Raw genomic sequence first — 21,656 nt, 5'->3', positions numbered from 1 at the left:
TCAAAACAACGTCTCCTGAACGGGTTGCGGCGTTTCGGCCGAAACCGCTTGGGAGAACGGGCGATGATCGCCGGCGAGCCGGTACTTGGCGATCAGCGGGGCGGCGCGCTCCCGTAGCATGTCGCGATAACCCTGCGGCAGGTAGGCGCCCCGCCGGTACAGCTCGCGATAGCGGCCGACCAGTTCGGGATGCGAGCGCGCCAGCCACGACATGAACCATCCGCGGGTCGAGCTGCGCAGGTGCAGGCCGAAAACCGTCACGCTGCCGGCGCCGGCCGCCGCGATCTGGCCGAGCAGCGCGTCGAGATGCTCGGCGGAATCGGTGAGATACGGCAGCACCGGCGCGACCATCACGTGGCAGTTCAGCCCGGCGGCGGTGATCGCGCCGATCAGGCCGAGCCGCGCCTGTGGCGTGGGCGTGCCGGGCTCGACGTCGCGGTGCAGCTCGGCATCCCCGACCGCCAGCGACACCGCGACCGACACCGGGACCTGCGCCGCGGCGTCGGCGATCAGCGGCAGGTCGCGGCGCAGCAGGGTGCCCTTGGTCAGGATCGAGAGCGGGGTGCCCGATTCGGCCAGGGCGCCGATGATGCCGGGCATCAACGCGTAGCGCCCCTCGGCCCGCTGGTAGGGATCGGTGTTGGTGCCCAGGGCGACGGTCTCGCGCTGCCACGACGGCCTGCGCAACTCGCGACGCAGCACCTCGGCCACGTTGGTCTTGACGACGACCTGGGTGTCAAAGTCGTTGCCGCAGTCCAACTCCAGGTATTCGTGGGTGGGCCGGGCGAAGCAGTACCGGCAGGCGTGCGAGCAGCCGCGGTAGCCGTTGACCGTATAGCGGAACGGCAGGGCCGACGCGTTGGGCACCTTGTTCAGCGCGGACTTGCACAGCACCTCGTGAAAGGTGATGCCGTCGAACTGCGGCGAGCGCACGCTGCGGACGAAGCCGATGCGTTGCAGCCCCGGCAGCGCCCCGTCCTCGACCGGTTTCCCGTTGACCGCGACGGCCTGGCTTGCCCACCGCATCCCGCTATTCGAACATCAGTTCGAGATACAGTCAAGTGCCGTGGCCCATCCGCCCCGCTGCGCCGCCGAAGCTTGGCCTTGTGCGTGGTAGCAAACCAGATTATTTTCGGGTGACCGAACCGAAGGCGGGGTGTTGCACGCATGCGTTTGATCCATGTCGCGGCGGCGGTTGGCATTCCCGTCGTTGTGCTGATGGGGGCGTCGCCGGCCGGCGCGGAAACCGGCGCCGTCGGTTATGCCCAATGCGTCGGAGGCGACACGAAGCCCCCGCCGCCGGGCGTGAGTGCAGACGTGTGGTTCCCCAGCGTCCATGTGATCGACCACGACATCATTTCGGGTGTGCCGGCCGCCGAAGTGGTTGAGAGGCTGGTGAACATGGGCGTCAACCGGGACGACGCCGTTCGCCGCGTGCAGTGTTATCTGGTCAACTCACCGCATTAGCCCGCTTCTGCCGCCCTTCGCGGGGCTAAGCTGCGGATCGTCGCCCCGGACGTCAGCCGCGAGGAGTTATGACCGAACGCATCGAGACTTCCCGCACCATCGCCGCACCGGCGTCGGACATATTCGCCGTGCTGTGCGACCCGCAGGGCCACGTGGCGATCGATTCGTCCGGGATGCTCCAGGATGCCGACGGCGATGCGGTGCGCGGCGTCGGTGACCGCTTCGTCGTGCACATGGATCGCGAGTCGTTGAACGACTTTCCGCAATTGGGCAAGTACGACGTCACCGTCGAGATCAAGCAGTTCGAGCAGGACCGCCTCATCGCGTGGACGGTGCTCGGTCAGATCCAGCCACCGATCGGCCATGTGTACGGCTATGCGCTCGCGCCGACCGAAGACTCCACGGCCACCGTGGTCACCTCGTTCTACGACTGGTCGAACATCGACCCCAAGTGGCGGGAAGCCGGGATTTTCCCGATCCTGTCCGAGGGCGCGCTGCGGGCGACCCTGGGAATTCTCGACCGCACCGTCCGCCGCGGTTATCCGCGGGGAATATTGCTGTAAGCCCGGCGGCAGGAGGGACCGACATGTTGCATTCGATGGTTCTGGCGAGTTCGGACCCCGTCGCCGCCGGCTTCATTCTGCGTGGCATCAAAGGGATTTTCGTCGCGATCGGCAGCATCATCGCCGCAATAGTCTGCGGCGTCATCGCCATGATGAAGGGCCGCAATCCGCTGGGATGGGGAATCCTTGGACTGTTCTTCTCCATCCTCACCCTGATCGTGGTGATCGTCATTCCCAGCAAGAAATGACCGGGCCGCGCCGGCCCGCGCCGGCGCGCTAGAAGGGCGGCGGCTCCCCGTCCCCCACGGCGTGAGTCGATTCGGAATACCAAGCGTACGAAGGCCTTTCAGCCAGGCGAGCCGTTCGGTTGTGTTTGCGTTCTGCTGCGATGCGGGTGGCGCGGTCTTGGGTGCGGGTGCGGCGGCGTTGGGGCATCATCGCGGTGCGCTGGGCGCAGTGGTTCGGGGGCGGGTCGGCTTCGGGGGCCGCGATCGCGCCGGTGGCCGCGCACAAGCTGGGAAACAACAGGGCGCTGCCCGGGGTGGTCACATAGGTGTGCCCGGCCGGGGAGGTGAAGATCAGCGTGCCATCGGGCAGCTGCTTTTCCTGCCAGCCCCAAAACGTTTTCACCAAATGATGCGTACGGCACAGCGCCTTGAGGTTCGACGCGTGTGTGGGGCCACCGGCGGCGTACGGGATGGTGTGGTCCACATCGCAGGCGGTGGCCGGGCGATCACAGCCGGGCCAGCGACACGTCAGATCCCGACACCGCACAAAATCGGCCAGCGCCCGCGAGGGCACATACCCCGCCTCGGGTGGCGCGTCGCCGGGATGGGTCAACGGCACCAGTGTCGCCGAGGCCGCCAGCTCGGCCAGCACCTCCGGCGGGATGAGCCCCTCGGCGCCGACCTCGGCACCCGGGGTGGATGCGCGACCCTCCAGCACCGCGTGTTCGCCGATCACATGGACAGTCACCGGGCCCGCGGCCCGCCCCCCGGCCGCACAATCCGCGCGCCCGCAGCGACACCCCAGCCGATCGGCGTCGGCGGCCAACGCCCCCAATGCATCAGCGCGGCGCTGCTCGCGAGTCCGTGGGTCGTGCGCACACACCGTGGCCGCCAACCCATCCAGGCGCCGATCCAGGGCATGGGCATCCGGGGCATACAGGGTGGCCTCCAGATGCGCCAGCCCATCACCCATGTCGGCCATCCACACCTGCCGGCCGGCCGCGCGCTCCTGGCGCCGCCGCACCGCATCCACATCAGCCTTGGCCACGACCTTGTCGACCTGGGCCGCCAACCGGCCCTGACTCAACGACGGCCACCGGCCCACATTGGCCGCCAACACCGCGTCCACCGCCCCCAGAACCTCGGGATCGACGATCAAATCGGTGCGGAACACGATGGTCTGAAACATCCGATAATCGATATCCCCGGCGCCAAACACCGCCCCCACTTTCGGCAGGCGTTCGCGCATCGCGCGGGCATAGCGCACCCGGCTCGCGGCCAACCCCTGGCCGATCCGCAACTGCGCGCCCACCTCCGCGGCCACCGCCGCCTCGGTGTCCACCGCCCACTCCTCGGTCTCCGCACAGCGCGAGAGCCGATAGGCAAACAACTCCCCGATCGCCACCAACTGCGCCGCCGCCGCCCGATTCTCCACCCGCGCCACAACCCCGAGGTGCTCCAACAACGCCGCCGACTCCCGCGTCGACGACGGATGACAACGCTCAACGAGCTCATCAAGCTCCGCGATCACCGCACGCCGCCGCACCTCATCGAACATACGTTCGACTATGCCACAGGCAACCGACAAACCGCCTACCAGGCCCGAAACGGGCTACCGGCCCAGCCGCGCAAGCACGTCGGCGACAACGGTCTCCGAAGCGACGGCCGACTGCTCCCCCGTCCCGAGGTCCTTCACCCCGACCGTGCCGGCCTCGATATCGCGGTCGCCCAGCACCAGGGCGACCCGGGCGCCCGACCGGTCGGCCGCGCGCATCGCGCCCTTGAGCCCGCGGTCGCCGTAGGCCAGGTCGACGCGCACCCCGGCGGACCGCAGTTGACCGGCCAGCACCGCCAGCCGCAGCTTGGCCTGCTCGCTCAACGGCACCCCGAAGACCTCGCAGCGCGCCGCCGTCCCCACGCTCTTGCCCTCGGCCCGCAGCGCCAGCAGCGTGCGGTCCACGCCGAGCCCAAATCCGATGCCGGACAGGTCTTGTCCGCCGAGCTCGCGCATCAGGCCGTCGTAGCGGCCCCCGCCGCCGATGCCCGACTGCGCGCCCAGCCCGTCGTGCACGAACTCGAACGTGGTCTTGGTGTAGTAGTCCAGCCCGCGCACCATGCGCGGGTTGATGACGTAGGGCACCCCGAGCGCGTCCAGATGCGCCAGGACGGTGTCGAAGTGCTGCTTGGCCGCATCGGACAGGTGGTCGAGCAGCACCGGCGCATCGGCCGTCATGGCCCGCACCTCGGGTCGCTTGTCGTCGAGGACGCGCAGCGGGTTGATCTCGGCGCGCCGGCGCGTCTCGTCGTCAAGCGAGAGCCCAAACAGGAACTCCTGCAACAGTTCTCGATACGCCGGTCGGCAGCTGTCGTCGCCGAGCGAGGTGATCTCCAGCCGGAAGCCGTCGAGCCCCAGGGAGCGAAAACCCGCGTCGGCCACGGCGATGACCTCGGCGTCCAGGGCTGGGTCGTCGACGCCGATCGCCTCCACGCCGACCTGTTGCAGCTGGCGATAGCGGCCGGCCTGCGGGCGTTCGTAGCGGAAAAACGGTCCCGCGTAACAAAGTTTGACGGGCAACGCGCCGCGGTCCAATCCGTGTTCGATGACGGCGCGGACCACGCCGGCGGTCCCCTCGGGCCGCAGCGTCACCGAACGATCGCCGCGGTCGGCGAACGTGTACATCTCCTTGGACACCACGTCGGTGGACTCGCCCACGCCGCGCGCGAACAGCGCGGTGTCCTCGAAGATGGGCAGCTCGATATCGCCGTAACCGGCGCGGCGGGCGGCCCCGAGCAGTCCGTCGCGCACCGCGACGAACTGGGCCGAGTCCGGCGGGACGTAGTCGGGCACGCCCTTGGGCGCAGAAAATTCCGCCACCGGTTACAGGCCTTCGAGGAAGGGGTTGAGGCGCCGCTCGGCGCCGATGGTGGTGGCGTTGCCGTGCCCCGGCAGCACCACCGTCGCGTCGTCGAGCACCAGGAGTTTGTCGACGATCGAGGTCAGCAGGTCGCGCCCGCTGCCGCCGAACAGATCGGTGCGCCCGACCGACCGCTCGAACAGCGTGTCGCCGGTGAACACCAAGTCCTTGTCCCCGGTCACCCGGAACACCACCGATCCGCGCGTGTGCCCGGGGGTGTGGTCGACGTTGACCGTCACGCTGCCCAGGTCGAGCTTGTCGCCGTCGCGGTCGAGCTCGACGACCTGCTTGGGCTCCCGCCAGAAGGCGCCCGCCACCAGCTGCGCCAGCCGTGGGCCCAGGCCGTAGATCGGGTCTTTGAGCATGAACCTGTCCTCGGGATGGATGTAGGTCGGGCACCCGTAGGTGTCGGAAACCTTCTGCGCCGACCACATGTGGTCGATGTGCCCATGGGTCAGCAGCACCGCCGCCGGCGTCAGCCGGTTCTCGTCCAGGATGCGCCGCAGCGGGGCCATCGCCCGCTGACCCGGATCCACGATGACGGCGTCCGTTCCCGGCCGCTCAGCCAGCACGTAGCAGTTGCACTGCAACATGCCGGCGGGAAATCCGGTGATCAACACGGATCCCATTTTCCCATGGGGCCCACTTGACACGAGTCGCGGCGCCCACATTAGCCTGAGCTGGCCACCTCACGGGTTTATGGGGCTCCGATCCAATCATGGAGGCATAGCGGCCGTGCCGACCAACGAACAACGACGTGCCAACGCCAAGCGCAAGCTCGAACGCCAGCTGGAGCGGCGCGCGAAGCAAGCCAAGACGCGCCGGATCGTGTTGATCGCGGCCGGCTCGATCGTGGCCGTGGCCGTGGTCGTGGCGGTGGTCCTGACGATCGTCAACACCAAGCACGAACACAAGAGCAACACCGCGGCGACGACGACCAGCAGCAGCTCGCCGGAGAGCACGACGCCCGCCGGGCCCGCGCCGTCCGCCCCGCCGTTGCCGGCGTTCAAGCCGTCGGCCGAGGTCGGCGCCAATTGTCAATACCCGGCAACGCCGGAGCCCGCGGCCAAGCAGGTCAAGCCGCCGCGCACCGGCAAGGTGCCGACCGATCCGGCGCAGGTGAGCGTCAGCATGGTGACCAACCAGGGCCACATCGGCCTGATGCTGGCCAACAACGAATCGCCTTGCACCGTCAACAGTTTCGCGAGCCTGGTCGGGCAGAAATACTTCGACAACACCAAATGCCACCGGCTGACCACCTCACCGGGGCTGGGCGTCTTGCAGTGCGGCGACCCCAAGGGCGAAGGCACGGGCGGCCCGGGCTACCAATTCGCCAACGAATACCCCACCGACCAGTACCCGCCGAACGACCCCAAGGCGCAGGAGCCCGTCCTCTACCCGCGCGGCACCCTGGCCATGGCCAACGCCGGGCCCGGCACCAACGGCAGCCAATTCTTCATGGTCTACAAGGACTCCCAGCTGCCGCCGCAATACACCGTGTTCGGCACCATCCAGCCCGACGGGCTCGCCACCCTGGACAAGATCGCCAAGGCCGGCGTCGCCGGCGGCGGCGAGGACGGGGCACCCGCGACCGAGGTCACCATCACCTCGGTGCTGCTCGACTGAGTCCGAGCGGGGCTCAGGCCGCCGACGTCACCCGGTAGACGTCGTACACGCCCTCGACGTTGCGCACCACGTTCAGCAGGTGGCCGAGGTGCTTGGGGTCACCCATCTCAAAGGTGAACCGGCTGATGGCAACTCGATCACCGGACGTGGTCACAGACGCGGACAGGATGTTGACCTTCTCATCGGCCAGCACGCGCGTGACGTCCGACAGCAGCCGGTGCCGGTCGAGCGCCTCGACCTGAATGGCCACCAGGAACACCGACGACGGCGACGGCGCCCAGTGCACCTCGATGATGCGCTCGGACTGCTGCTGCAGCGAGGCGGCGTTGGTGCAGTCGGTGCGGTGCACGCTGACCCCGCCGCCGCGGGTGACGAACCCCATGATCTGGTCGCCGGGCACCGGCGTGCAGCACTTCGCCAGCTTGGTCAGCACGCCCGGGGCACCCGGGACCGAGACCCCGACGTCGTCGCTGCTGCGCGGGCGCCGCAGCATGGTCGTCGGGGTGGACCGTTCGGCGAGGTCTTCTTCGGCCTGGTCGATGCCGCCGAGTTCGGCCAGCAGCCGCTGCACGACGTGCCGGGCCGACACGTGCCCCTCACCGATCGCCGTGTAGAGGGCGGACACGTCGAGGTAGTGCAGCTCGCGGGCCACCGCCGACAGGGTCTCGCCATTGACCAAGCGCTGCAACGGAAGTCCCCCGCGACGCACCTCGCGTGCCATCGCGTCCTTACCGGCCTCCAGTGCCTCCTCGCGGCGCTCCTTGGCGAACCACTGCCGGATCTTGGCCTTGGCGCGCGGTGACACCACGAACTGCTGCCAGTCCCGCGACGGCCCGGCGTTGGCCGCCTTCGAGGTGAAAACCTCGACGACTTCCCCGTTTTCCAGCTTGCGTTCCAGCGCCACCAGCCGTCCGTTGACCCGGGCGCCGATGCAGCGGTGGCCGACCTCGGTGTGCACGGCGTAGGCGAAGTCCACCGGCGTGGAGCCGGTCGGCAGGGTGATGACGTCGCCCTTGGGGGTGAAGACGAAGATCTCTTGTACCGCAAGGTCATACCGCAACGATTCGAGGAATTCGCCGGGGTCGGCGGCCTCCCGTTGCCAGTCGAGCAGCTGGCGCATCCACGCCATGTCGTCGATCTCGGCGGCGGCGTGCGGATGCGGAACGCCGTTGCGCCCCTTGGCCTCCTTGTAGCGCCAGTGCGCGGCGATGCCGTATTCGGCGGTGCGGTGCATGTCGCGGGTCCGTATCTGCACCTCCAGCGGCTTGCCCTCGGGGCCGACGACCGTGGTGTGCAGTGACTGGTACACGCCGTAGCGGGGCTGGGCGATGTAGTCCTTGAACCGGCCGGCCATCGGCTGCCACAGCGAATGCACCACGCCCACAGCGGCATAGCAGTCCCGGATCTCGTCGCACAGGATGCGGATGCCGACCAGGTCGTGGATGTCGTCGAAGTCGCGGCCCTTGACGATCATCTTCTGGTAGATCGACCAGTAGTGCTTGGGCCGGCCCTCCACCGTCGCCTTGATCTTCGAGGCGCCCAGCGTGCTGACGATCTCGGCGCGGACCTTGGCCAGGTAGGTGTCGCGCGACGGCGCGCGCCCGGCGACCAGCCGGACGATCTCCTCGTACTTCTTGGGATGCAGGATCGCGAACGACAGGTCTTCCAACTCCCACTTGACGCTGGCCATACCCAGCCGATGCGCAAGGGGCGCAATGACTTCCAGCGTCTCGCGGGCCTTGCGGGCCTGCTTCTCCGGCGGCAGGAACCGCATGGTGCGCATGTTGTGCAGCCGGTCGGCCACCTTGATCACCAGCACGCGGGGATCGCGCGCCATCGCGGTGATCATCTTGCGGATCGTCTCGCCCTCGGCGGCGCTGCCCAGCACCACCCGATCCAGCTTGGTCACACCGTCGACGAGATGGCCGACCTCTTCGCCGAATTCCTCGCTCAAGGCGTCCAGGGTGTAGCCGGTGTCCTCGACGGTGTCGTGCAGCAGCGCGGCCACCAAAGTCGTGGTGTCCATGCCCAATTCGGCCAGGATGGTGGCGACGGCCAGCGGGTGGGTGATGTACGGGTCGCCCGAGTGGCGCAACTGGGTGGCGTGGCGCTGGTCGGCGACCTCGAAGGCGCGCTGCAGCATCGACACGTTCGCCTTCGGGTAGATCTCCCGGTGCACCGCCACCAGCGGTTCGAGCACCGGGTTGAGCGTGCTGCGCTGCGCGGTCATCCGCCGGGCCAGCCGCGCCCGGACCCGCCGCGACGCGCTGCTGGACGTCTTCAGGGACTCGGTCGGCGGCTCCGGCGCCTCCATGGGCTGCGTGATGGCCGGCGGCTCCGTGACTTTGGTGGGCGCGTCGAGCGCCTGCGACGCGCTGTTGTCATCCGCCACGTGTGGTCACCTCCGAATTCGAGGATACGTCCTCTCGATCCGATGACCCGGCTCCTTCTCGCGCCGTCCCCCTCGCCGCTCCGCGGCTGGGAGGTACCCCCGTCGCGGCGCGCACCGCCGCCGGAGGCGAGAGCGCTACTCGCACATCAGGCTGTGCACCGGCAGCGGCGCGACCGCGTCCCGGCCGCCCAGCCCACCGAGTTCGAACAGCACCGCCGCCGCCACCACGTTCGCCCCGGCCCGCTCGAGCAGCCGGGCCGACGCCGCCAGGGTGCCGCCGGTGGCCAGCACGTCGTCGACGATCACGATGTTGCGTCCGCGCAGGTCAATGCCCTCGCCGGGGATCTCCAGCGTGGCGGTGCCGTATTCCAGGTCGTACCGCTCGGCGTGCACCGGCGGCGGCAACTTCCCGGCCTTGCGGATGGCCAACACGCCCGTGCCCAGCCGGTCGGCGACGGCCGCGGCCACCAAAAACCCCCGGGCCTCGATGCCGGCCACCAGATCGGCGCCGGACGCGAGCTCGGCCACCGCTCCGGTGATCGCCGTCATCGCCGTCGCGTCGGCGAACACCGGGGTGAGGTCCTTGAACTGGATCCCGGGCTTGGGGAAATCGGCCACCTTGCGCGTCAGCGACGCGATGAGCTCCGCCACGGGCGTCCGCCCGCCGACGTCCGTCACGGCAACCTCACTGCACCAGGGCCCATCGGTCCATGTTCCAGCCCACGCCCCACCGGGTCGGGTTGTTGCTCACGGCGTACATCTTCTTGGACATCAGCAACGTGCGCTGCTGCCGGTACAGCGGAAGGGTGGGCATGTCGCCCCACAGGATCGGCGCGGTTTCGGCCAGCAGCCTGACGCGCTCGGCGGCGTCGGCGGACACCGCCAGCGCCCCGATCGCGCTGTCGACCTGGGGATTGCTGTATCCGGACAGGTTGTTGCCGTTGCCGGTGTGCAGGGCGTACGCATCCAGCGCCGAGGACCCCGTCGAACCGCTGCCGGTCGCGCCGCCCGTGCTGGCCAGCAACGCGTCGATCTTCCCGTCCCGCAACGCCCGCGGGCCCGAGCTGTCCAGCGTGACGCCGGTGACCGTGATCCCGGCCGCGGCGCACGATTTGGTGATGACGCCCACGTTGACCGCGAGCCGCGCGTTGGGCCCCTGGTAGCCGATCCGCACCGCCAGCGGCGCACCGCCCAGCGCGTTGCGCGCGGCGACCGGATCCGCCTTGCCGAACGGGCCGGCCTCGGCGGCCCCGTCGGCCGCGGTGACGGCGTCGTCGCCGGCCGGGTTGAGGCGTGAATTGGCGATCGGCGTCCCCGCGTCGTGGGCCAGCGCGTCGCGCGGCGTACACAGCGCGACGGCCCGGCGCGCCTTGGGCGCCGCCAGCGGCCCCTGCGGGGCGAAGAACAGCTGCTCGATGCCGTCGGACGGGGCATCCGAGCGCTCGTAGTTGTCGGGCGTGGCCAGCGTTCCCGACGAGCCCGCGGCGACGTCGACCACGTCGACGGTGCGGTTGTTGACCCGGTCCTGGATGTCGGGCCCCTGCGGCCACACCGTGATCCGCTTGGTGATGGCCCGCGGCCCCCACCACCGGTCGTTGGCGACGAGCACCACCGCCCCGCCCTCCAGGACGGACCCGATCTTGTAGGGCCCCGACGACGGAAAGCGCTTGAGGTCGACACCGGGTTTGAGGTCCCAGATCGTGTTCCACAGCTTCGCGATCTGCTGCACCAGCGGCGCGTTGTGGCTGAGCAGCGCCGCGGTCACGTCGACGTTGAGCTGGTCGGCGATGACGTGCGAGGGCATCAACGAGGTCGCGGTGAACAGCTGGTTGTAGTCGACGACGCCCCGGTCCGGGACGAACGACACCCGCGCCTTCTTCTGCCCGGGGATGCACTCGACGTTGGCGATGTCGATATAGCCGCCCTGAGTGGCCGCATCGAATTCCGGGAAGCGGCCGGACTGGGCCGCCCACGCGAGCACGATGTCGTCGCAGGTCAACGGCTTGCCGTCGGAGTAGACGGCGTTGTCGGCGATCTGGTAGTCCAGCACCAGCGGCGTGCCGCCGACCACCGAAACGGTGCCGAAGTCGCGGTCGGCGACGATCTGCCCGCCCGGCCCGTGGTAGCTGAACCCGGTGAGCGTGCGGGCGAAGGCCTGCGCGCCGGCCGAGGCGGCGCCGGCGACGGTGTTGGTGTTGTAGGTGCCCAGCGGGCCGTCGACCACGTAATCGACCTCGGAGGCGGCGCTACCGGCGCACGCGGTCACCACGAAACCCGCGACCAGCGCCACCGCCAGCCCGGCGCTGATCCACAGCGCGATGTTGTGCCGGCCGGTTAGCGCGCCATCGGCCCCAGTTCCCCGGTACCTGGTGGCCATCGCGTCTACCGCCGGCCGACGTTCCGCTTGCCGGTGGGACGACGAGTCCCGGTCGGCCGCACGGGACGGGCCCCCGGCGCAGGCTTGCTCGGCGCGGGCTTGGACGGCCCCGACGGCCTCGACGCCGATTCGGCGGCGTCGGCCTTGGCATCCTCGTCGGGGACGTCGGCGACGTCGTCGGCGTCCGGCGCGTTCTCGGCACCCGCGCGCGCACCGCCGGCGCGCCGCCGCAGGACGCGGCGGGTGTGGGTGCGCACCAACTCGGTGCGTTCCCGCATGCTGACCAGCAGCGGCGTGGCGAAGAAGATCGAGGAGTAGGTGCCGACGATGATGCCGATCAACTGCACCAGCGCCAGGTCCTTCAGGGTGCCGACACCCAGCAGCCACACCGCCACCACCATCAGCGCCAGCACCGGCAGCACGCCGATCAGGCTGGTGTTGATGGACCGCATGAACGTCTGGTTGATCGCCAGGTTGGCCTCTTCGGCGAAGGTGCGCTTGGGTTTGTGCTGGAAGCCGTGGGTGTTCTCCTCGACCTTGTCGAACACGATGACGGTGTCGTAGAGGGAGAAACCGAGGATCGTCAGCAGGCCGATGACGGTGGCCGGGGTGACCTCGAAACCCACCAGCGAGTACACGCCGGCCGTCACGGCCAGGTCGAAGAACATCGCCGCGATCGCGGCCAGCGTCATGTACCGCTCGTAGCGGACCGTGATGTACACGCCGACCAGCGCCAGGAACACCACCAGCGCGAACAGCGCCTTCATGGTGATCTGGTCGCCCCAGGTCTCGGAGACCGCCGAGTCGCTGATGGCCTGCTTGCTGGGCTTGCCGTCGGGTCCCTTGGGCCCGAACGCGTCGAACAACGCGTTGCGCAGCTTGGTCGTCTGGTCGTTGGACAGCGTCTCGGAGCGAATCTGCACGGTCGCCGCCGCGCCGTTGCCGACGACGACCACCGATTCCGCATCGTTGCCGAGGGTCTTGCGGAACACGTCCTGGACCTGGGAGGTGTGCACCGTGCCGTGCGTCCCGTTGGCGGGCATCGACACCGTGGTACCGCCGTTGAAGTCGATGCCGAAGCTGAAGCCCCGCAACACGATGGACAGCAGCGCGACCGCGACGATCGCGCCGCTGATGCCGAACCACAGCCGCCGCCGTCCGACCACCTCGAACGCGCCGGTGCCGGTGTAGAGGCGCGACAGGAAGCTGTGGTGCGGCGCCCCGGCGGTGCCGGCGGCGCTGGCGGTCAATTCCGTTGTGCCTGCCGAGGTTTCGGTGATCTCGGTCGCGTCATTGGAGGCCATCACGTCATCCCCGTCCCGTCGTGACCTGCGACGAACCCCGGCGTTCGCGGGCGACCTGCTGGATTGCGCCCAGGCCGTTATATGCGGGCTTCGCCAACGTCGGTGACTTGGAGGCCAGGTAGACCAGCGGCCACGTCACCAGGAACACCACCACCAGGTCCAGGATCGTGGTGAGGCCCAACGTGAATGCGAAGCCCTTCACCTGGCCGATCGCCAGCGCGTAGAGCACCGCGGCGGCCAGGAAGGTGACCGCGTTGCCCGACACGATCGTCTTGCGCGCCCGCGTCCACCCTCGCGGGACCGCCGACCGGAACGAACGCCCTTCGCGGATCTCGTCTTTGATGCGTTCGAAGAAGACGACGAACGAGTCCGCGGTGGTGCCGATACCGATGATCAGACCGGCGATGCCCGCCAGGTCGAGGGTGTAGTTGATCTGGCGACCCAGGATCACCAGGATCGCGAAAACCATTGCGCCGGAAGCGGCCAGCGACAGCGCCGTGAGCAGTCCCAGCACCCGGTAGTAGAGCAGCGAATACAGCAGCACCAGGACCAAGCCGATCGCGCCGGCGATCAACCCCGCGCGCAGCGACGTCAAACCCAGTGTCGCCGAGACGGTTTGGGCCTCGGAAGATTCGAACGACAGCGGCAACGAACCGTATTTCAGGACGTTGGCCAGCTGCTTGGCGGTCGCCGCGGTGAACGGCGGGTCGCCGCCGCTGATCTGGGTGCGGCCGCCGGGGATGGCTTCTTGGATCATCGGGGCGCTGACGACCTGCGAGTCCAGCGTGAACGCGGTCTGGGTGCCGATATGGGCGGCGGTGAAGTCCGCCCAGGTGTTGGCCGCCGCGGACTTGAACTGAAGGTCGACGACGTAGCCGATGCCACGCTGGTTCTGGCTCGAGGTGGCGTCCTGGATCTGGTCACCGCTGATGATGGACGGACCGAGCAGATAGGCCACCTTGTGGTCGGTCGAGCAGGTGATCAGCGGCTGGGTGGGGTCGTCGTTGCCGGCCAGGATGTCTTCTTTGTCGCAGCGCGTCGCCTGGAACTGCAGGGCCAGGAACTGGATGCCCTGCCGGGTGCTCTGCCGCCACTTCTTCTCGTCGGCGATGCGCTCGGCGAGGTCCTTGCGCGGATCCGGCGACGCGGGCTGCTCGGCCGGCGGCGCCCCCGGGGCCGGGGTGGCCGGGGCGGGCGCGGGCGCCGGGCCCCCGGGAGCCGGAGCGGGAGGCGCGGGGCTGGGCGCCGGCGGCGGGTCCTGCGGGTAGGGGCGGGGCTGGGCGCCCGGCTTGGTTCCCGGCGCGGGCTGTCCGGCCGGGGGCGGGGCCGGCTGGCCCGGCGCGGGTTGGCCGCTGGGCCCGGGTTCTGCGGGCGCGGGTTCTGCGGGCGCGGGCTGCCCCGGGGCGGGCTGGCCGGGCGCAGGCTGGTGCGCCGGGGGCTTGGGCTCGGCGCTTTGGGCCGGCATCGAGTTGAGCACCGGACGGATGTACAGCCGGGCCGTCTGGCCCAGGTTGCGGGCCTCGTTGCCGTCGTTGCCGGGGACCGTGATGATCAGGTTGTCGCCGTCGACGACGACCTCCGAGCCGGACACGCCGAGCCCGTTGACGCGGGCGCCGATGATCTGCTGCGCCTGCGCCAGCGCCTCGCGGCTGGGGCGCGAGCCGTCCGGGGTGCGCGCGGTCAGCGTGACGCGGGTGCCGCCCTGCAGGTCGATCCCGAGCTTGGGGGCGGCGCGCTTGTCGCCGGTGAGGAACACCAGCAGGTAGACGCCGATGAGCAACACCAAGAAGACCGACAGGTAGCGGGCAGGGTGCACCGGCGCCGAAGACGATGCCACGTTCCTTCTATCTCCTCGAGAATCGGTTACTTACCCCGGACAGAGCCTAGAAAAGCCTACGTGGCCCCGAGGAGCCCGTCGCGCAAGCCGCCCTCCCCCGAAGTATTAGGCGTCAGGAATCCTTGGCGACCGAGCCCTCGTCGGCGGGCTCGTCCCCGTCGACCAGATCCTCGTCGTCGTCGGGCAGGATGCGGTCGCGGATCGCCAGCTTCATCCAGGTGGTCACCACGCCGGGGGAGATCTCGAGGTCGACGGTGTCGTCGGTGATCGCGACGACGGTGGCCTGCAGGCCCGACGTGGTGTGCACCCGGTCGCCCGGGCTCAACGACTCGTGCAGGTCGATGGTGGCCTGCATCGCGCGCTTCTGGCGCCGCGACGCGAAATACATGAACCCGCCCATGATGAGCAGGAACGGCAGGAACAGGATCAAACTCTCCATGGGCGCGCCTGTGTCTTTCTTTCTTCGGATTTCGGGGGTGGGTGCCGGTGCGACGCGGACGCCGCGCACCTCATCACGGTCCAGTGTGCCCGTTCAGTCTGGCAGGCCGCGGCCCGTCACCGGCCGCCGCGGTGCGACCGATGCCCGCCGGAGGCAAGCTCGATAGGCTTTCAACGTGGCGTGACACGCGCGCCGCGGGAGGGAGTACGTGGTGGCCGGCCTCGAGCAGACTCGCCAACTGGTCACCGAGATCCCCGGCCCGCTCTCGCTGGAACTGAGCAAGCGCCGGGCGGCGGCGGTGTCGCACGCGGTCAACGTCTCCGTCCCGGTCTTCGTGGCTCGCGCCGGCGGCGGCATCATCGAGGACGTCGACGGCAACCGGCTCATCGACCTCGGCTCCGGCATCGCGGTGACGACCATCGGCAACTCGGCGCCCCGGGTGGTCGACGCGGTGCGCGCGCAGGTCGCCGAGTTCACCCACACCTGCTTCATGGTGACGCCGTACGAGTCGTACGTCGCGGTGGCCGAGACGCTCAACCGGATCACCCCGGGCTCCGGCGAGAAGCGCTCGGTGCTGTTCAATTCCGGCGCCGAGGCCGTCGAGAACGCCGTCAAGGTCGCGCGCGCCTACACGCGCAAGTCCGCGGTGGTCGCGTTCAACCACGCCTACCACGGCCGCACCAACCTGACGATGGCGCTGACCGCGAAGTCCATGCCCTACAAGGCCGGCTTCGGCCCGTTCGCGCCGGAGGTCTACCGGGCGCCGCTGTCCTACCCCTATCGAGACGGCCTGATCGACAAGGAGCTGGCCACCGACGGCGAGAAGGCCGCCGCGCGGGCCATCCGGGTCATCGACAGCCAGATCGGCGCCGACAACCTGGCCGCCCTCCTGATCGAGCCGATCCAGGGCGAAGGCGGGTTCATCGTGCCGGCCGAGGGATTCCTGCCCACCCTGCTGGAGTGGTGCCGCAGGAACGACGTGGTGTTCATCGCCGACGAGGTGCAGACCGGTTTCGCGCGCTCGGGCGCCATGTTCGCCTGCGAACACGAGGGTATCGAGCCCGACCTGATCTGCACCGCCAAGGCGATCGCCGACGGGCTTCCCCTGTCGGCGGTCACCGGCCGGGCCAACATCATGGACGCGCCGCACGTCGGCGGCCTCGGCGGCACCTTCGGCGGCAACCCCCTGGCCTGCGCGGCGGCGTTGGCCACGATCGAGACGATCGAGAGCGACGGGCTGGTCGAGCGGGCCCAGCAGCTGGAGCGGCTCATCACCGAACCGCTGCTGCGGCTGCAGGCCGGCGACGACCGGATCGGCGACGTCCGCGGCCGCGGCGCGATGATCGCGATCGAGTTGGTGAAGTCGGGGACCGCCGAGCCCGACAAGGAACTGACCCAAAAGCTGACCGTCGCCGCCCAGGCCGCCGGCGTCATCGTCCTGACCTGCGGCATGTTCGGCAACATCATCCGGCTGCTGCCGCCGCTGACCATCGGCGACGAGCTGCTGGCCGAGGGAATCGACATCCTGAGCGGGTTGTTGCGCGACCTGTAAGGCCCCGCCCCCGTGGGCAATCTCACAACCACGCCATAGGCCGTATCATGGTGGAATACCGTTACTTTAGCTAACGTTCTATGTGTCAGCGCCGACGCGCTTATTGACTCGCTATCTTTCATTCGCAAGGGATCTGTTTATGTCGACTGCCATTCATGACGAACGCCTCGACCGTCGCATCGAGGAACTCATCGCCAACGACCCCCAGTTCGCCGCCGCCCGACCGGACCCGGCGATCACCGCCGCCACCGAAGCGCCCGGGCTGCGGCTGCCGCAGATCATCCGGACCGTGCTCGACGGCTACGCCGACCGGCCTGCCCTGGCGCAGCGCGTCGTGGAGTTCGTCACCGACGCCAAGACCGGGCGGACGACGGCCGAGCTGCTCCCCCGTTTCGAGACCATCACGTATGGCGAACTCGGCGAACGGGTTTCGGCCCTCGGCCGTGCCTGGGCCGGCGACGCGGTGCGCCCCGGCGACCGCGTCTGCGTGCTCGGCTTCAACAGCGTTGACTACGCCACCATCGACATCGCGCTGGGCACCATCGGGGCCGTGTCGGTGCCGCTGCAGACCAGCGCGGCGATCTCCTCGTTGCAGCCGATCGTCGCCGAGACCGAGCCCAGCCTGATCGCCTCGAGCGTCAACCAGCTGCCCGACGCGGTGGAGCTGATCCTGGCCGGCGACCACGTGCCCGGCAAGCTCGTCGTGTTCGACTACCAGCCCCAGGTCGACGACCAGCGCGAGGCCGTGGAGGCCGCCGCCGCGCGGTTGGCCGACTCCGGCGTCGCGGTCGAGGCTCTCGCCGACGTGCTGCGGCGCGGCAAGGACCTGCCGGCCGTCGAGCTGCCGGCGAGCGACGAGGACTCGCTGGCCCTGCTGATCTACACCTCCGGCAGCACCGGCGCGCCCAAGGGCGCGATGTACCCGCAGAGCAACGTCGGCAAGATGTGGCGGCGCGGGAGCAAGAACTGGTTCGGGGAAAGCGCCGCGTCGATCACCCTCAACTTCATGCCGATGAGCCACGTCATGGGGCGCGGAATCCTCTACGGCACGCTGGGCAACGGCGGCACCGCGTACTTCGCCGCCCGCAGCGACCTGTCCACCCTGCTCGAGGACCTCGAGTTGGTGCGGCCCACCGAGATGAACTTCGTCCCCCGCATCTGGGAGACGCTGTATGGCGAATTCCAGCGCCAGGTCGAGCGGCGGCTGGCCGACGGCGATGCGGGCCCAGAGGCCCGCGAGACTGTCGAGGCTGCGGTGTTGGAAGAACAGCGCCAGTACCTGCTGGGCGGGCGGTTCATCTTCGCGATGACGGGCTCGGCACCCACCTCGCCGGAGCTCAAGGCGTGGGCCGAGTCGCTGCTGCAGATGCACCTGATGGACGGCTACGGCTCCACCGAGGCCGGAATGGTGTTGTTCGACGGGGAGATTCAGCGTCCGCCGGTCATCGACTACAAGCTGGTCGACGTTCCGGATCTGGGCTATTTCAGCACCGACCGTCCGCATCCGCGCGGTGAGTTGTTGCTGCGGACCGAGAACATGTTCCCGGGTTATTATAAGCGGGCCGAGACCACCGCGAACGTGTTCGACGAGGACGGTTATTACCGCACCGGTGACGTGTTCGCCGAGATCGCGCCGGACCGGCTGGTGTATGTCGACCGCCGCAACAACGTGCTCAAGCTCGCGCAGGGCGAGTTCGTCACGTTGGCCAAGCTGGAGGCGGTGTTCGGCAACAGCCCGCTGATCCGCCAGATCTACGTTTACGGCAACAGCGCCCAGCCCTACCTGCTGGCCGTGGTGGTGCCGACCGAGGAAGCGTTGGCGGACAACGATCTTGAGTCGCTCAAGGCGAAGATCGCCGACTCGCTGCAGAAGGTCGCCAAGGAGACCGGCCTGCAGTCCTACGAGGTGCCGCGCGACTTCATCATCGAGACCACGCCGTTCACCCTGGAAAACGGTCTGCTGACCGGGATCCGCAAGCTGGCGTGGCCGAAGCTCAAGGCACACTACGGGGATCGGCTCGAGCAGATGTATGCCGAGCTGGCCGCGGGACAGGCCAACGAGTTGGCCGAACTGCGCCGCAGCGGCGCGGCGGCGCCGGTGGCCCAGACCGTGAGTCGGGCCGCGGCCGCCCTGCTGGGTGCGACGGCCGGGGATCTGTCCGCAGATGCCCACTTCACCGATCTTGGTGGAGACTCGTTGTCGGCGTTGACCTTCGGCAATCTGCTGCGCGAGATCTTCGATGTCGACGTGCCGGTGGGTGTCATCGTCAGCCCGGCCAACGACCTGGCGGGGATCGCCGCCTACATCGAGGCCGAGCGGCAGGGCTCCAAGCGCCCGACGTTCGCCGCCGTGCACGGACGCGGCGCCACCACGGTGCACGCCGGTGACCTCACGCTGGACAAGTTCCTCGACGAGGCGACCCTGGCCGCCGCGCCGAGCCTGCCCACCCCGGCCACCGAGGTGCGCACCGTGCTGTTGACCGGCGCGACCGGCTTTTTGGGCCGCTACCTGGCGCTGGACTGGCTCGAGCGGATGGACATGGTCGACGGCAAGGTCATCGCCCTGGTGCGGGCCCGCACCGATGAGGAGGCGCGCGCCCGGCTGGACAAGACCTTCGACAGCGGCGACCCCAAACTGCTGGCGCACTACCAGCGGCTGGCCGCCGACCACCTCGAGGTCATCGCCGGCGACAAGGGTGAGGCCAACCTCGGCCTGGACCCCCAAACCTGGCAGCGACTGGCCGAGGAGGTCGACGTCATCGTCGACCCCGCCGCGCTGGTCAACCACGTGCTGCCCTACAGCGAGCTGTTCGGCCCCAACGCCCTGGGCACCGCGGAACTGATCCGGATCGCGCTGACCTCCAGGCAAAAGCCCTACACCTACGTGTCGACGATCGGGGTGGGCGATCAGATCCAGCCGGGTGAGTTCGTCGAGAACGCCGACATCCGCCAGATCAGCGCCACCCGCGAGATCAACGACGGCTACGCCAACGGCTACGGCAACAGCAAGTGGGCCGGCGAGGTGCTGCTGCGCGAGGCCCACGACCTGTGCGGCCTGCCCGTCACGGTGTTCCGCTGCGACATGATCCTGGCCGACACCACCTATGCCGGGCAGCTCAACCTGCCCGACATGTTCACCCGGCTGATGCTGAGCCTGGTCGCCACCGGTATCGCGCCCGGGTCGTTCTACGAACTGGACACCGACGGCAACCGCCAGCGGGCACACTACGACGGTTTGCCGGTCGAGTTCATCGCCGCGGCGATCTCGACGCTGGGGACCCAAATCACCGACAGCGACACCGGCTTCCAGACCTACCACGTGATGAACCCCTACGACGACGGCATCGGGCTGGATGAGTACATCGATTGGCTGATCGAGGCCGGGTATTCGATCGAGCGGATCGCCGATTACTCCGAGTGGCTGCGGCGCTTCGAGACCTCGCTGCGGGCCCTGCCCGATCGGCAGCGTCAGTACTCGCTGCTGCCGCTGCTGCACAACTACCAAAAGCCGGAAAAGGCGATCAACGGCTCGATGGCGCCCACCGACGTGTTCCGTGCGGCGGTGCAGGAAGCGAAAATCGGCCCCGACAAAGACATCCCGCACGTCTCGGCGCCGGTGATCGTCAAGTACATCACCGACCTGGAGTTGCTCGGACTCCTCTGAGGTGAGCCAAACAGCAAGTCGCCCAGCCCTTTTGGGGCTGGGCGACCTGTTTCGGTGTGCCGACTACTGCTGCGGGTGCGGCCAACGCAGATATGCGGCGTTGCCCCCTGATCCCGCGCCCGCCCGGTGGCGGCGCCATCCCCGCTTTGGTTCGGGGTCAGACGACGCGCGCGGCTTGGTCAGCGCACCCGAGGAGACCTCGGCTGGCTGCTCGTAAACCGAATCCCGATACGGCTCAACGGTCGGTGTGCCCGTGGTGGCCGGCGCCAGCGGCTGCACGTCGCGCGCCAGGCGCACGGCGGTGCGCGCCAACACGACACCTCCGATGAAGATGATCAGCGCGCCCAGGCCCGAGAAGTAGGTGACCTCGAGCACCGCGCGCTTGCGGTCGGTCGCGGCTATCGGGTCACCGGCGGAGCCGATTCCCAGCAGCGGGGCGACGTCGCCGCCCACCACGAACCAGGCGCCGGCCAGCACGGCCAGCCAGCCGCCCAACATCGCGGCGACGCGGTTGCCGGCAACGATCAGCAGCAGGCCGCCCAGCGCGGTGGCCGCGCCCGGCGCGACTTCCAGCCAGCCCCGGGCCGTGCTCCACGCCCAGTTTCGGTCCGGCGTGTAGGCGAAGTTGAAGTGTGGACCGACAAACGGTATTAACGCCCCCCAGGCTCCCAGAATGACCAGGAGCAATCCGCTGACCGCGCCTCGCGAGCGCGGCATGCTCAGCGCGCTGGTTCGGCCGTCTTCTGCGTATTTCATGACATCCCCTCGTTGAATACCGGGCCTGTTTCCGGCTCGAGATGGGTACCCGGCGACTTCCACTAGTAACCCACGCGGCAAACGGAAGCCAACCGAGCGCCGTGGTTGTTGAGGCTGGTGGGACTGGTGTTACTGCTGAAGGCCGAGCAACAGCAGCACGATCGCCATCGCCGGAAAGGTGCCCTGGGCGAGCGCGGCGCGGGCCTTGTCGGGCGCGGACACCAGCAGCACCACCGCGGCCGCGGCCATCGATCCGATGCCGGCGAAAACGAGCGCCGCGCCAACGGTGGTGTGCCCCAACGCAATTACGGCGATGCCGATGCCGGTGACGATAGCGAGGAACAAGTTGTAGAAGCCTTGGTTGAAGGCGAGCAGCTTCGTGGTTTCGGCTTCCGCGGGGGTGGTGCCGAAGGTGGCGCGGGTGCGCGGCGAGGTCCAGGTCAACGATTCCATCACGAAGATGTAGACGTGCAGTAACGCCGCCAGCGCGGCGAACAGCAGCGCGGTTGTGATCATCGCGTCCTCCTCGTCTCGCGG

18 protein-coding genes are annotated in these 21,656 nt (G+C 68.9%); 6 read left to right on the top strand and 12 right to left on the bottom strand.

Annotated elements, in window-relative coordinates; translation table 11 throughout:
• On the bottom strand, positions 1-1,026 hold the full coding sequence (locus QGN30_RS11750; RefSeq protein WP_008258292.1) for an Rv2578c family radical SAM protein: 1,026 nt from the start codon (positions 1,024-1,026) through the stop codon (positions 1-3).
• 141 nt (positions 1,027-1,167) lie between these two features.
• Here QGN30_RS11750 and QGN30_RS11745 point away from each other — a divergent pair, with 141 nt between their 5' ends.
• From QGN30_RS11745 to QGN30_RS11735, 3 genes are all read left to right on the top strand, one after another.
• Complete coding sequence (locus tag QGN30_RS11745; protein ID WP_014385295.1) at positions 1,168-1,467, top strand: hypothetical protein; 300 nt, start codon at positions 1,168-1,170, stop codon at positions 1,465-1,467.
• Between the two features lie 68 nt (positions 1,468-1,535).
• The gene (locus QGN30_RS11740) at positions 1,536-2,030 is read left to right on the top strand and encodes an SRPBCC family protein (RefSeq protein WP_014942497.1); all 495 of its coding nucleotides are present in this window, start codon (positions 1,536-1,538) and stop codon (positions 2,028-2,030) included.
• Positions 2,031-2,053: 23 nt separating this feature from the next.
• Positions 2,054-2,278, top strand: a complete 225-nt coding sequence (locus tag QGN30_RS11735; RefSeq protein WP_008258295.1) for a hypothetical protein — start codon at positions 2,054-2,056, stop codon at positions 2,276-2,278.
• Between the two features lie 28 nt (positions 2,279-2,306).
• Here QGN30_RS11735 and QGN30_RS11730 read toward each other — a convergent pair whose 3' ends face one another.
• From QGN30_RS11730 to QGN30_RS11720, 3 genes are read right to left on the bottom strand one after another with little or no spacing between them, the layout of a single operon-like run.
• Positions 2,307-3,815: an HNH endonuclease signature motif containing protein gene (locus tag QGN30_RS11730; RefSeq protein ID WP_248923139.1), complete on the bottom strand. Its 1,509-nt coding sequence runs from the start codon at positions 3,813-3,815 to the stop codon at positions 2,307-2,309.
• Between the two features lie 54 nt (positions 3,816-3,869).
• Positions 3,870-5,132 carry a histidine--tRNA ligase gene (gene hisS, locus QGN30_RS11725; protein WP_008258300.1) on the bottom strand — a complete coding sequence of 421 codons (1,263 nt, stop codon included), beginning with the start codon at positions 5,130-5,132 and terminating at the stop codon, positions 3,870-3,872.
• Positions 5,133-5,135: 3 nt separating this feature from the next.
• Positions 5,136-5,792 carry an MBL fold metallo-hydrolase gene (locus QGN30_RS11720; RefSeq protein ID WP_009954373.1) on the bottom strand — a complete coding sequence of 219 codons (657 nt, stop codon included), beginning with the start codon at positions 5,790-5,792 and terminating at the stop codon, positions 5,136-5,138.
• A gap of 115 nt (positions 5,793-5,907) precedes the next feature.
• Between QGN30_RS11720 and QGN30_RS11715 the strand changes: the two genes are divergently transcribed.
• The gene (locus QGN30_RS11715) at positions 5,908-6,798 is read left to right on the top strand and encodes a peptidylprolyl isomerase (protein WP_009954372.1); all 891 of its coding nucleotides are present in this window, start codon (positions 5,908-5,910) and stop codon (positions 6,796-6,798) included.
• 13 nt (positions 6,799-6,811) lie between these two features.
• Here QGN30_RS11715 and QGN30_RS11710 read toward each other — a convergent pair whose 3' ends face one another.
• The 6 genes from QGN30_RS11710 to yajC all read right to left on the bottom strand — a co-directional run bounded on the left by QGN30_RS11710 (position 6,812) and on the right by yajC (position 15,147).
• On the bottom strand, positions 6,812-9,124 hold the full coding sequence (locus tag QGN30_RS11710; RefSeq protein WP_369751752.1) for a RelA/SpoT family protein: 2,313 nt from the start codon (positions 9,122-9,124) through the stop codon (positions 6,812-6,814).
• 201 nt (positions 9,125-9,325) lie between these two features.
• The gene (locus QGN30_RS11705; RefSeq protein ID WP_201359515.1) at positions 9,326-9,868 is read right to left on the bottom strand and encodes an adenine phosphoribosyltransferase; all 543 of its coding nucleotides are present in this window, start codon (positions 9,866-9,868) and stop codon (positions 9,326-9,328) included.
• Positions 9,869-9,875: 7 nt separating this feature from the next.
• Positions 9,876-11,567 (bottom strand): ABC transporter substrate-binding protein, encoded by a 1,692-nt coding sequence (locus tag QGN30_RS11700; RefSeq protein WP_248923140.1) that lies wholly within the window; start codon positions 11,565-11,567, stop codon positions 9,876-9,878.
• Positions 11,568-11,572: 5 nt separating this feature from the next.
• Positions 11,573-12,871 carry a protein translocase subunit SecF gene (gene secF / locus QGN30_RS11695; protein ID WP_038538709.1) on the bottom strand — a complete coding sequence of 433 codons (1,299 nt, stop codon included), beginning with the start codon at positions 12,869-12,871 and terminating at the stop codon, positions 11,573-11,575.
• A 4-nt stretch (positions 12,872-12,875) separates the two neighbouring features.
• Positions 12,876-14,708 carry a protein translocase subunit SecD gene (gene secD / locus QGN30_RS11690; RefSeq protein ID WP_095763473.1) on the bottom strand — a complete coding sequence of 611 codons (1,833 nt, stop codon included), beginning with the start codon at positions 14,706-14,708 and terminating at the stop codon, positions 12,876-12,878.
• Between the two features lie 112 nt (positions 14,709-14,820).
• Positions 14,821-15,147, bottom strand: a complete 327-nt coding sequence (gene yajC / locus QGN30_RS11685; protein WP_008258310.1) for a preprotein translocase subunit YajC — start codon at positions 15,145-15,147, stop codon at positions 14,821-14,823.
• 211 nt (positions 15,148-15,358) lie between these two features.
• Between yajC and gabT the strand changes: the two genes are divergently transcribed.
• Both gabT and car read left to right on the top strand, forming a co-directional pair.
• Positions 15,359-16,699 (top strand): 4-aminobutyrate--2-oxoglutarate transaminase, encoded by a 1,341-nt coding sequence (gabT, locus tag QGN30_RS11680; protein ID WP_009953660.1) that lies wholly within the window; start codon positions 15,359-15,361, stop codon positions 16,697-16,699.
• 139 nt (positions 16,700-16,838) lie between these two features.
• Positions 16,839-20,363, top strand: a complete 3,525-nt coding sequence (car, locus tag QGN30_RS11675; protein WP_233042756.1) for a carboxylic acid reductase — start codon at positions 16,839-16,841, stop codon at positions 20,361-20,363.
• 63 nt (positions 20,364-20,426) lie between these two features.
• Here car and QGN30_RS11670 read toward each other — a convergent pair whose 3' ends face one another.
• Entirely contained in the window at positions 20,427-21,119 is a 693-nt protein-coding gene (locus QGN30_RS11670) for a hypothetical protein (RefSeq protein ID WP_009953663.1), read from the bottom strand.
• A 129-nt stretch (positions 21,120-21,248) separates the two neighbouring features.
• Positions 21,249-21,635 carry a DUF1304 domain-containing protein gene (locus QGN30_RS11665; RefSeq protein ID WP_008258316.1) on the bottom strand — a complete coding sequence of 129 codons (387 nt, stop codon included), beginning with the start codon at positions 21,633-21,635 and terminating at the stop codon, positions 21,249-21,251.
• Positions 21,636-21,656 lie beyond the last annotated feature (21 nt).

It is taken from the genome of Mycobacterium sp. 3-98 (assembly GCF_035918355.1).
GTDB classification, from domain to species: Bacteria; Actinomycetota; Actinomycetes; order Mycobacteriales; family Mycobacteriaceae; genus Mycobacterium; species Mycobacterium intracellulare.
This window is presented reverse-complemented; position numbering and strand designations above follow the sequence as displayed.